We start from the raw sequence: 12,132 nt of genomic DNA, 5'->3' as shown, positions 1-12,132 counted from the left end.
CCAATAGTGCTGCCGCCCAATCTTGTAGAGAATTAGCGATGGGGCATGGAACCATCAAAGGCAAAAAGCGTGAAGACCTCCGAACATCGTAGCGGTTTCTGCCTTTGGTGAGAACTTTTCAAGGTTGATAGCTATGAAGCAACAACGAGTCCTGATCCTAGGTTAGTGTTGGCTAAAGCAGTGGAGAAGGTTCATGCCATGGCGTCAACAGGGCCTTCTTGCAAAGCTGGCGCTAAATTATCTCGGGCTTCAAATCCTGGAATCAGAGCGGTAGGAAATGAAGTCGCGTTATCAGGCTGATCGACACATCAGATTTCGCGAACCTTGGATCAAAAATTGCCACCGGAATTGGATGCCGCACCAAAGAAAATGTGCCGCCGCTTGTGTCGCTTCGGCGCTTCAAATCTCGTAAAGGTGCTTCCGGACAGTTGGATCGATCCTATTGCTTTGGGCAGGGTAGATACCGCAGGAGGCAATGGCCTCGCGTGCTGATACGCGCTCGTGCAAGCGCTTCCAGATTGTTTTGGCTGCGTAGGGGTGCGGGTATGGGCGCCAGGCGACGCCCATGGTCATGCCGCGCAGATATTTTAGTTGCTGGCGGTGTGCGGAATACAAAATCGTATTGGCGACGCTGCCTTCGCGCGCCAGCTCATGTTCGGTCACGAATATCCTGTTACCCCGCATCGTCACTAGACCAGAGTAACGCGAAATCTGGTGTGTGCTCTTGTCTGGCGAGGTGGCAATTTCCCGGGATCGAATAGTGAACAGTCCGTCACTTTCCTGAATTCGGATCAGGGAACAAAAAATCTTACCTTCCCAGGACGGCGTGCAGAAATAGGAATGATAGAAGCCTACGTAACGTCGCAGGTTTTTTTGCTGGCCCCGAAAAGGGCCCAGAAACGCGTCCGTAGGTGTATTCCCGGCTTGTGGCAGAGCACGCTTGAGCATTCGTTCGAAACTTGCTGTTTCCGCGAACAGGTCGGCTTCTGTCAGGTCGAAATGACGCGCAATACGCCGCATGTTGTGGGCAGAGGGTAGGCTGGCGCCGTTCAGGTAGCGATTGAACTGCTGTCTGTTGACGCCGATATCTCGGCAAATCTGCGAAATGTTCCCATGCTCTGCGCATAATGATCGCAGGTTGGCAGAAAAATTCTCTGACATAGGCAAAACCTTTCGCGTTCTGACGCTATATCACGACAATTCGCGTCAGTTCGCGCAAGATCACACAATTTGCTTTATCTGCAAATCGGTTTCTTCTTCGGCATCACTTTGCAACAGACAAGCGACCAGATGCCAATTGAACCCATCGAAAACACATGGATCACGCTCGCCGACGGGCGACGGTTGGCTGCGCGCATCTGGTTGCCCGAATCCAGTCCCGCCCCTGCAATTCTGGAATACCTGCCTTACCGCAAACGCGACGGCACCGCGCCAAGAGATGAAACGACCCACACCGTATTTGCCGACGCAGGTTATGCCTGCGTCCGGGTCGACATCGCGGGCACCGGGGACAGCGAAGGGCAGTTCGACGACGAATACTCCGAGCTGGAACTGCGCGATGGTGAAGAGGTCCTGGCCTGGATCGCCGCGCAGGATTGGTGCGACGGTCATATCGGGATGATCGGAATATCGTGGGGCGGATTCAACGGCCTGCAACTGGCCTTTCGGCAACCACCTGCGTTGAAGGCCGTTGTCAGCGTCGCCTCGACCGTGGATCGCTATGCGGATGACATCCATTTTATGGGCGGGTGCCTGCTGAGTGACAACATGAACTGGGGCAGCCAGATGTTTGCCTATTTGACCCGCCCCGCTGATCCGGACCTTCGTGCAGACTGGCGAGAGGACTGGCTGGCTCGGCTAAGAAACGTTCCATTCTCTGCCGCAGATTGGCTGCGCCATCAAACGCGTGACGCGTTTTGGAAACATGGATCGGTTTGCGAGGATTGGTCCGCGATCCAAACCCCCGTTTTGGCAATCACCGGCTGGGCAGATGCTTATGTCAATGCGCCCCCGGCTTTGGCGGCAAGTCTGACGGTGCCAACCAAAGCCATCATCGGGCCGTGGGAACACCGTTATCCTCACATCTCTAAACTTGATCCTGCAGACTTTCATTCCGAAGTGATCGGCTGGTTTGACCGCTGGCTGAAGGGGCAGGAAAATGGGGCCGAGGACCTGCCCGCGTACCGGACGTACATGCAGGAGCATTTTAACCCGACGGCGCACAACTCTGCCCGGCGAGGTCGTTGGATTGCCGAAACCACCTGGCCGTCGCCGTACGTGTCCGAACAGGTCTGGCATTTGACACCCGGCGGGTTTTTGCAGGAACCGGCGACAGATACGGTTGCAATAGCCTCGCCCAGTCATGTCGGCCGGGAAGGCGGGTATTTCTGCGCTGGCATGCGGATCGACAATGAACTTGCAGGCGACCAGGCAAGGGATGATGCCCTGTCGGTGTGTTTTGAAAGCGCACCGCTGCAAGCCCCGCTGGAGCTGTTGGGCCGCGCAAAGCTAAAGTTTCGATTCTCGGTGGATCAACCCGTTGCCCAGCTTGTCGCAAGGCTGTGCGATGTCTCGCCCGAAGGAGTATCGCAGCGCATCAGCTATCGTCCGTTGAACCTGTGCCACTACCGCAGCCACGAAGCGCCCGAAACCCTGCAACCGGGTGAAATCTATGAGGCCGAGATTGCCCTAAATGAGTGCGCGCATCATCTGCGCGAGGGCCACGTGTTGCGACTGGCGCTGACGACGTCGTACTGGCCGATCGTTTGGCCATCGCCCCGTTCGGCCGAGGTGACTTTGCACTTACAGGAGTGCGCCCTGCATCTGCCGGTGCGCGAAGTCACGCACGAAGTTCAAGCCTCGGAACCTGGTCCGGCACAGGATTATCCGGTTCTTGCCGCTGAACAATTGCGTCTGCCATCCGCGCAATCCGAACGCATCATGACTGACGATGGTCGGATCGTTCTGGAGACATTTGATGACTATGGCAAAGCGCGCGATCCCTACCATGATCTGACTGCCGGTAGTGACGTGCGCATGCACTACGGCATTCACCCCGATGATCCGGCATCCGCATGTTTCGAGACCGCCTGGAATTTCACCTTCGAACGAGCGGATTGGCAGGTCGCCATCTCAACCGAATGCCGGATGACCTGCGATGCACAGAATTTTTATCTCGACCGCAAGCTACGCGCCACCGAAGGCGCGGATGAAATCGAAGTTCTGACGAAGGAATGGTCCGAAACCATTCCGCGCGGGCTTCTGTGACTTAATCTAAGGGAGGATACTATGAAGATCGAATGGACAAAGGCCAATGTAGGCCGCCGGGGGTTTCTGAAGGGCGCAACCGCGCTTGGGGCCGCTACGGCGCTTCCGATGGGATGGGCGAACCGTGTGCTTGCTGCAGATGACGGCGTGCTGCGGGTGCGAGCCTATGGCGATGCGCAGAATATGGATCCGGCCCATTCTGTTGGTGTCGTTGAAGAAGAGGTTCATGCCTCGATCTACAACAAGCTGATCCAGTACAAACCAGGCGAGGAATGGGGCTGGCAGATGGATGCCGCCACGATGATCGAGCAGGTTGATCCGACCCATATCAAGTTCGCGTTGCGTGACGATATCGGGTTCACCAATGGATTTGGCGCCATGACCGCCGAGGACGTCAAGTTCAGCATGGAACGGATCGTGGACGACGCAACCGACAGTCCGAACAAGCCCGATCTGGGGTCATTCAGCCACGTGGACGTGACCAGCGAACGCGAAGGCACGATCGTGCTGAACAAACCGTTCGCACCGATCTGGTCGATCGCCCTTCCCTACATTACCGGCAACATCGTGTCGAAGGCCGCTGTCGAAGCCGCCGGTGGCCGGATCGGCGCTGATCCGGTGGCAGAGTCCGGCCCATATCTGCGGGACAGCTGGTCGCCCAAGGAAAAGACGGTTCTTAAGCGCAACCCCGACTGGAAAGGGGACGCGCCCACTTGGGACACCGTCGAGATCTATCCGATTGACGATGAAAACACCGCCGAGATCGCTTTTGAGGCCGGTGAACTGGACGTCACCCGCGTGTCGCTGGGTTCGGTCGAACGGTATCGTGCCGGGGTGCCCAATGGCGGATCGTTGGTTGAGAAGCCCTCGCTCTACTATGTCTGGATGGGCATGAACGTCGAGCATCCGAAGCTTCAAAATCAAAAACTGCGGCAAGCGATTCAGCACGCAGTGGATGTACCCAGCATTCTGGAGGCCGCCTATTTTGGCGCTGCCGAACCAGCGACCGGCATCATCGCACCGGGCCTCGCCGGGCATCGGGCTTCTTCGCTGGTGCCACCGGCGGCGGATTTTGAGAAAGCGGCGCAACTGCTGGCGGAATCCGGTGAAACCAACGTTACACTGACCCTCGACACGTTGAACAAGACGACGTTCACGACAACCGCTCAGATCATTCAGGCCACGCTCGCGCAGATCGGGATCACGGTTGAGGTGAACGTTCTGGAATCCGGGGCGTTCTGGGCGTCTGGTGACAATGAAAACCTGCAGCTTGTTTTGAACCGCTATTCGATGACGCCCGATCCGTATTATGCGACGTCGTGGTTCACGCCTGAACAGATCGGAAAGTGGAACTGGGAACGCTTTGACAGTCCTGAATTCAACGAAATCCATGAAACGGCTGCAGCTGAAACGGATGTCGCCAAGCGGGCGGAAATGTATCAGCGCGCGCAGGATCTGATGGAGGAAAGCGGTGCTTACCGCTTTATCACACACGAGGCGACACCGGTTATTCACAGCGCACGTGTCATTCCAGCGCTGCGGCCAGATGGCCTGTCCCTGCTTCGTTATTTCGGCAAGGCGACCTGACCACCCCAGTTCGAATGGGTACGGCGGGCTGGAAATGTCCGTCGTACCAATACTAACGCCATCAAGCCTTAAGGAGCCAGTTGGCCATGCTGAATTTCGCAACCCGTCGCTTCGGGCTGTCGCTGCTCATCCTGTTCGTGGCGGTCACCGTCATGTTCCTGATGATCCGCGCCGTGCCTGGCGATCCGGTCCAGATCATGCTGGGCCCGCGTGCCACGCCCGAACTTCAGGCCCAACTCACAGCGGCGCTGGGGCTTGATCAACCGATCTGGAAACAGCTTTTGATCTTTTACGGAAACCTTTTGCAGGGTGACCTTGGAACCGATGTTTTCTCGGGCCGTTCCGTGACCGATATCGTGTTCCAGCAATTGCCGTTCACGCTGGAACTGATTTTTGCGTCAATCCTGTGGTCTGCAAGCCTGGGCATCGCACTTGGTGCCTATGCGGCGGCGCATCCCAACACGCTGATCGACCGGATCGCCGCCGCAATATCCGTCAGCTTCGTGGCTGCCCCGGCCTTTGTTGTCGCGCTTTTAGCGCTGCTGGTATTCGCCGTGCATTTGCAATGGTTTCCCGCCATCGGTGCCGGAGAGGGGTTCTGGGACCGTCTCGACCATCTGGTTCTGCCAGCCTTTGCGATCGGCCTCAGCTGGGTCGGCTATATTGCTCGACTTGTACGCGCTTCGATGCTCGAGGTTATGGGCGAAAGCCATGTGCGCACCGCGCGCGCCTTTGGGATCGCCGAGCGTCGCGTGGTCATGGTTTATGCACTGCGGATCGCCATTTTGCCGGTCGTTACCGTGATCGGGGTTGGGATGGGCTTTCTTCTCAGCTCCGCCGTTTTTGCAGAAATTGTCTTTGCCCGACCGGGTCTGGGCAAACTGGTGATCGATAGCATCACCACCCGAAACTACCCGATTGTTATGGGTTCGGTCCTCATATCAACGGCGTTGTTCGTAGTGTCGACCGCGTTGGCAGACCTGATCAATGCGTTGCTCGACCCGCGCGCGCGCACGGCGCATTGAGGAGGGAGCGTTATGGAAAAATCTCGTTCCGAACTTGGGCAGATCATCACCGGCGTCGCCCGTGACCCGCTTGGACTTATGGGCCTGATCATCGTCGGCGTAATCGTGTTCTGCGCAATCTTCGCCTATTGGATCGTTCCATATGATCCGATTGCGATGGATATCAAATCCCGCTTGCAAGGACCGTCCGCCGCACATCTGCTGGGTACAGACCAATTGGGGCGCGATACGTTTTCGCGGGTCATCGCGGGGGGGCAGGTTGCGCTCAAGGTTGCATTGCCGGCCGTGTTCGGTGCAATGGCGATTGGCCTGACATTGGGCATGATTGCCGGGTATGGGCCGAAATGGCTGGATAACCTTCTGATGTTGCTCTTCGATACCATCCGGTCCTTTCCGACGGTGATGTTCGCCTTGGCCGTTGTGGCTCTTGTCGGACCCAGTCTGCAAACTGTGGTGTTCGTGGTCATGGCAACCTCAATCCCGACCTATGGGCGCGTGGCCCGGACCCAGACGCTGACCCTGCGCAATTCTGAATTCATTCTGGCCGAGCGGTCGATGGGAGCCAGCATGGCGCGCATTCTAGGCGTGCATATGCTGCCCAATATCATCGGCGTTCTAGCTGTGCTGGCGGCGATGGATATCCCGACAGTCATCGCGCTGGAGGCGGGCCTGTCCTTTTTGGGGCTGGGTGTGAAACCCCCGACGCCCAGCTGGGGTGCTTTGCTTAAGGATGGCTATTCTCTGATCCGTCAAACGCCGTGGCTGGTGGTGGGCGGGGGTCTGCCGATCATCTTGGCAACGCTTGGTTTCACATTTCTGGGCGAAAGCCTGCGCGACGTGGTTGACCCGAAACTGAGGAAGCAGCGATGACTGAGACACTTCTGGAAATCGACCACCTCAGCGTCGATTACGAAACAGGCCGTGGTGACCTCAAAGCTCTGAGGGACATTACATTCGACGTCAACAAGGGCGAAATCGTTGGCATCGTCGGGGAATCCGGCTGCGGTAAATCCACTCTGATCTCATCCATCCTGCGCCTGACCGCACCCAATACGCGGTTCCGCGAAGGAGAGATCAGGTTCAAAGGGCAAGATTTGCTGCAGGCCTCAGAACGACACATGCGCGACTTGCGTGGGGCGGACATATCCATCGTCTTTCAGGACCCGATGCAAACGCATAATCCGGTTTTGACCATAGGGCAGCAGATGCTGGACATTCAGCACCGCTCCAAACAGTCAAAGGCGGACAAGCTGGCCCACGCGGCCAAGATGCTGGGCGCAGTTGGCATTCCCGATCCCGAAGCGCGCTTGAAGCAGTATCCGCATGAATTCTCGGGCGGGATGCGTCAACGGATCGCCATTGCGATGGCGTTGATGTCTGAACCTGATCTTTTGATCGCGGATGAGCCAACAACAGCACTAGATGCGACGCTTGAGGTTCAGATAATCGAGCGTCTGCAAGAACTTCAGCGCGAGTTTCACTGTGCCATCCTGTTCATCTCGCACCATCTGGGCGTGATTGCGGAACTCTGCGACCGGGTGGTGGTGATGTATGCTGGCGCAGTTGTCGAAAGCGGCGAAGTGCGTGAGATTTTCCACAACCCAAAACACCCCTACACACGCCGCCTGATCGAATGTGATCCCGGTCATATCAAAGAACGCGCGCGTGTTTTGCCGACCATTCCCGGTGAAGTGCCTGATCTGGCCAACCTGCCGGGTGGCTGCATCTTCCGCGATCGTTGTGATCAAGCGATGGCACGGTGCGCCACCGAAGTACCGCCGTTGGATCAATTGAAAGAAGGCCATCACGCCGCATGCTGGCTGAACCACCAGGAGGTCACAACATGAGCTTGCTGAACGTCGTGGACCTAAAAACTAGCTATGGCCCAGTCAATGTTTTGGCGGGTGTCAGCTTTACCGTGCAACCCGGCGAGACCTACGCGCTGGTTGGCGAAAGCGGATCCGGCAAAACGACTGTGATACGCGCCATTGCGGGTCTTGCGCCTGCGCAAGACGGCTCAGTCACTTTTGAGGGGCAGGAAATTCGCGGCGCGCCAGAACGTGTCATGCGCCCGCTGCGCAAAGACATGGCAATGATGTTTCAGGATCCGGTGGGAAGCCTGTCGCCGCGTCTGACAATCCGCAGCCTGATCACTGAGCCTTACCGTATTCAGGGCCTGAAAGACAAAGATCTGGATGCAGAAGCCAAGCGACTGCTGGAAATGGTCAATCTGCCCACGCATTTCGCAGACCGCTATCCCTACCAGTTGTCGGGTGGGCAAGCGCGGCGAGTAGGCGTGGCCCGAGCGCTGGCGTTGGAGCCGAAATTGATCCTCGCGGATGAACCGACCGCAGGCCTCGACGTGTCGGTGCAGGGTGAACTTTTGAACCTGCTCAACGATCTGCGCGAACGGCTGGGACTGGCGATGGTAATCATCACCCATAACCTCAGCGTTGTACGGCACGTGGCCGACAGAATGGGCATCATGTATCTAGGTCGATTAGTAGAAGAAGGCACAACCGAGACGATTTTCAGCGATCCGCGCCACCCATACACCCGCTGCCTCTTAAGCGCCAACCCAGAACCCGATCCGGATGCGCGGTTGGAACGGATCGCCCTAAAAGGTGAGCCTCCCAGCCTGCTCAAACGCCCCTCTGGATGTGAATTCCGTGAACGCTGTCCTTTTGCAAAGGACATTTGCACTCAGACCCCACAATGGGAAGTGGACGGCGGCCACGGGCTGCGTTGTCTGGCGCCGTTGTCGTAGTAGGAAATCCAATGCCAAGTACACTTTTTTTCAACGGCACAATCCTGACTATGGATGCGCAGAATTCTTCGCCGGAGGCCGTTCTGACCGAAGGAGACAAGATCAAGAACGTTGGAACCGAGGCCGATCTGCGCGCTTGCATGCCTGCAGATACTCAGGAACGCAACCTGCAGGGGCGTACTCTGATGCCCGCGTTTATTGACCCTCACGGGCATTTCCCGGATACGGGGTTCATTCGGCTGTTCCGAGTTGACTTGTCGTCGCCTCCTTTAGGGGATTGCCGGACCATGGCGCAGGCGTTGGACAGGCTTCGGGAAAAGGCCAACGCAACGCCCGAGGGTGAATGGATCATGGGGGTGTCGATTGACAATACCTCTATTTTCGAAGGTCGCATGCCGACGCGGGCCGAGTTGGACGACGTATCGCAACGTCATCCAATCTGGGTAATCCATGCCTCGGGCCACAATGGTGTGGCCAATTCTCTTGCGCTGGAAAGGCGCGGTGTAACCCGTCACACACCTGACCCAGAGGGCGGCCGCTTTGGCCGTGATCCCGAAACCGGAGCCCTAACGGGATTGATCGAAGGGTTATCGGCCATGGGCGAGATGGGCGATACCGATTTCCTGATCGACCGCGAAAGGTTCTGGCAGGGCTTTGATGCCTGCCGTGACGAATATCTGACCCATGGGGTGACCTATGCCCAAAATGCCTGGACGTCGCAAACTATGCTGGATCACTTCGCCAGTCTGCCCGCCGATCATGATCCGGGAATTAATATCGAGCTGTTACCCGTCGGAAATCTGGAGCCAGAGCTAAGTACCCAATGGATCGGCACGAACTGGCCCGGCAACCCGCATTTCACACTAGGTCCGCGCAAACTGTTCACGGATGGGGCCTTTCAACTGCAGACCGCGTATCTGACTGCCCCGTATTTCAAGCCGTCTGATCCAGAACACCCTTGTGGGATGACTTACACCTCGCAAGAGCAGCTGGATGCTGATGTCAGCAATCTCCATTGTTCGGGTTTGCAGATTCATTGCCACTGCAATGGCGATGCCGGCGCCGAGATGTTCATTGATGCAGTGGACAAAGCGCTTCAGGCGCACCCACGCCAAGATCACCGTCATACTATCATCCATGGTCAGGCCCTGCGGGATGATCAGCTTAAGCGCATGGCCCAGCTTGGTCTTACTGTTAGTTTCTTCCCCGCTCATGTGTATTTCTGGGGGGATCGCCATTACGACTCCTTCCTTGGGCCTGAGCGGTCCGAGCGGATATCCCCGGCCGCATCAGCAGAACGGTTTGGCGTGCGATACACGATCCACAATGATGCATCGGTCACGCCAACACGTCCGATCCACCTGGCCCATTGCGCGGTAAATCGGAAAACCTCTTCAGGCCGTGTACTGGGCGAGGATCAGAAGATCAGCGTTCTGTCAGCCTTGCGTTCTCAGACCATCGATGCCGCTTGGCAGGTCTTCAAAGAAGATCAGCGTGGGTCTATCGAACCGGGTAAAGTAGCTGACTTCGTTATCCTTTCGCGTAACCCACTAATCGCTCCTGAGCACCTGACCGATACACAGGTGCTTGAAACGATCCGCAATGGTCAAATTGTCTTTGGTGTGCCGCATGCTGAACAAGTAATCGAGCGTATGGAATGACGATCAGGCGTATTGTGATCGCAGGGTTTCAGCATGAAACGAACTGCTTTGGTGTGACAAAGGCCGGTCTGCACGAGTTCGAGATGGCGGATTCCTGGCCCGGAATGTTGCGCGGCGAAAAGGTCTTGTTGGAAAGCGATGGCATGAACTTACCGATCGCAGGATTTGCTGCGACCGCTAAAGCGGCTGGGTTTGAGGTTGTGCCAATTCTGTGGTGCTCAGCCGAGCCGTCCGCGCATGTCACCGATCACGCCTTTGAGGCGATTTGCGGGATGCTGTTGGACGGCATTCGCGATGCAGGCCCGATTGACGGCGTTTATCTTGATCTCCATGGGGCAATGGTCACCGAAAGCCATGCTGACGGTGAAGGAGAGATTTTGCGCCGCATTCGAGAGCTTGTGGGTTCCACTGTCCCTGTCGTCGCAAGTTTGGATCTACACGCCAACGTCTCGGCTCGGATGGTGGCGCATGCGGACTACCTGTCAGTTTTTCGCACTTACCCTCATTTGGATATGGCAGAGACAGGTGCCAGATGCGTTCCGGTTTTGCAACGATTGCTAACTGGCGGAGCCCTATACAAGGCGTTCCGGACCGTGCCTTACCTCATCCCTCTGCATGCACAATACACTGGTTCTCCTCCTTTCGATGAAATTTATCTAAAGCCGACAAGGTTGGAGCAGCAGGGAATTCTGGCGGAGATCGCTCTTGGATTCACGGCAGCGGATTTCCCCGACACCGGGCCATCGTGCATTGCTTATGCAGCCACTGCCGATAGCGCCGCCGCCGCCGCTGAAGAAATCGTCAACTTGTTTGCGGCCCGGGAAGCAGATCTTGATTGCACGATGTTGTCTTTGGAGGAGGCAGTTTCGACATGCGGTCAAAGTCGGGTAGGGCCAGTCGTTCTGGCAGATGTTCAAGATAATGCTGGGGCAGGCGGGACGTCCGACACCACTGGACTGTTGGCGGCACTGATTGAAGGCGGGGTAAAAGGCGTACTGATGGGTCTGTTCCATGATCCGGAAAGTGCAAATCAGGCCCATGTGGCAGGTGAAGGCGCGTTGGTCAATTTGGCTATCGGCGCAAAGTCTGACCTGGCTGGCAACGTTCCGGTCATGGCAGAGTTTGAAGTCCTTGCTGTGGGTGATGGCACGTGCCGCTATACCGGAGAAATGTATGGCGGCGGCGTTGCGACGCTCGGCAAGACGGCAGCACTAAGATTGGTTGGGTATGAGGCCGAGATTGACCTCGTTGTGACGAGTATTCGCAACCAATGCCTTGATCGTGCGCATTTTACCCATATAGGGCTGAATCCCACAAACTATTCAGTGATTTGCGTAAAAAGCACGACGCATTTCCGAGCAGACTTCGAATCTACTGCAAGCGATGTTTTTTCGATCTCTTCGCCAGGTGCCTTTCTCTGCGATCTCGAGAAAATCCCCTACACTTGTATCACCAGGAGGTTGCCCAGCACTCGCAGTGCGTCTTCTAGCCAACACAAAATGAAAGTCTATTGAATTCTGAACCACCCAATCTCAGTGTGTTGCTACCCTAGTTTTTGAACATAATCGCTTGGCAATGAAAGAATGAATACCAAATCCGCGCCCTCATTCCGTTGCTAATCACTGCCGCATTTCCGAGGATTCAATTCTGTCGCTTGATTGTGGGGGTATTGTGTAACAGAGAACGGTGTCCCAAGCGGCACTTTTTACAAGTGTGCGGGTATTCACGGGCTCTCGGGACACTTCCTGTAAATTCCCTGATTTGGGGTGGAGGAAGTTTTGATGACGAACGAAGAGCGGGACATCCAACGTAATCTGTGAGTGCT

Annotated in this window: 9 protein-coding genes; 8 read left to right on the top strand and 1 reads right to left on the bottom strand. The window is 56.4% G+C overall.

Annotation, left to right across the window (positions count from 1 at the left end; translation table 11 throughout):
• Window positions 1-399: 399 nt before the first annotated feature.
• Window positions 400-1,161, bottom strand: coding sequence for a helix-turn-helix transcriptional regulator (locus AC2FFH_RS19750; protein ID WP_496725609.1), 762 nt, complete (start codon window positions 1,159-1,161; stop codon window positions 400-402).
• A 129-nt stretch (window positions 1,162-1,290) separates the two neighbouring features.
• Here AC2FFH_RS19750 and AC2FFH_RS19745 point away from each other — a divergent pair, with 129 nt between their 5' ends.
• The 8 genes from AC2FFH_RS19745 (at window position 1,291) to AC2FFH_RS19710 (ending at window position 11,821) form a co-directional block, all read left to right on the top strand.
• Window positions 1,291-3,267 carry a CocE/NonD family hydrolase gene (locus AC2FFH_RS19745; RefSeq protein ID WP_496769384.1) on the top strand — a complete coding sequence of 659 codons (1,977 nt, stop codon included), beginning with the start codon at window positions 1,291-1,293 and terminating at the stop codon, window positions 3,265-3,267.
• A 21-nt stretch (window positions 3,268-3,288) separates the two neighbouring features.
• Window positions 3,289-4,854, top strand: coding sequence for an ABC transporter substrate-binding protein (locus tag AC2FFH_RS19740; protein ID WP_496769382.1), 1,566 nt, complete (start codon window positions 3,289-3,291; stop codon window positions 4,852-4,854).
• Between the two features lie 86 nt (window positions 4,855-4,940).
• A complete protein-coding gene (locus AC2FFH_RS19735; protein WP_170765187.1) occupies window positions 4,941-5,879 on the top strand; it encodes an ABC transporter permease in 939 nt (312 codons plus the stop codon).
• A gap of 12 nt (window positions 5,880-5,891) precedes the next feature.
• A complete protein-coding gene (locus AC2FFH_RS19730; protein ID WP_496845157.1) occupies window positions 5,892-6,749 on the top strand; it encodes an ABC transporter permease in 858 nt (285 codons plus the stop codon).
• On the top strand, window positions 6,746-7,726 hold the full coding sequence (locus tag AC2FFH_RS19725) for an ABC transporter ATP-binding protein (RefSeq protein ID WP_496845156.1): 981 nt from the start codon (window positions 6,746-6,748) through the stop codon (window positions 7,724-7,726). Before AC2FFH_RS19730 ends, AC2FFH_RS19725 begins: the two co-directional genes overlap by 4 nt.
• The gene (locus tag AC2FFH_RS19720) at window positions 7,723-8,646 is read left to right on the top strand and encodes an oligopeptide/dipeptide ABC transporter ATP-binding protein (protein WP_496845155.1); all 924 of its coding nucleotides are present in this window, start codon (window positions 7,723-7,725) and stop codon (window positions 8,644-8,646) included. The genes AC2FFH_RS19725 and AC2FFH_RS19720 overlap by 4 nt, the downstream gene beginning before the upstream one ends.
• A gap of 11 nt (window positions 8,647-8,657) precedes the next feature.
• Entirely contained in the window at window positions 8,658-10,307 is a 1,650-nt protein-coding gene (locus AC2FFH_RS19715; RefSeq protein ID WP_496845154.1) for an amidohydrolase, read from the top strand.
• Window positions 10,304-11,821, top strand: coding sequence for a M81 family metallopeptidase (locus AC2FFH_RS19710; RefSeq protein ID WP_496769378.1), 1,518 nt, complete (start codon window positions 10,304-10,306; stop codon window positions 11,819-11,821). The genes AC2FFH_RS19715 and AC2FFH_RS19710 overlap by 4 nt, the downstream gene beginning before the upstream one ends.
• The last annotated feature ends 311 nt before the right edge of the window (window positions 11,822-12,132 follow it).

It is taken from the genome of Ruegeria sp. YTSC003, assembly GCF_059609785.1.
The sequence above is the reverse complement of the archived record's forward strand: the minus strand, read 5'-3'. Positions and strand labels throughout refer to the sequence as shown.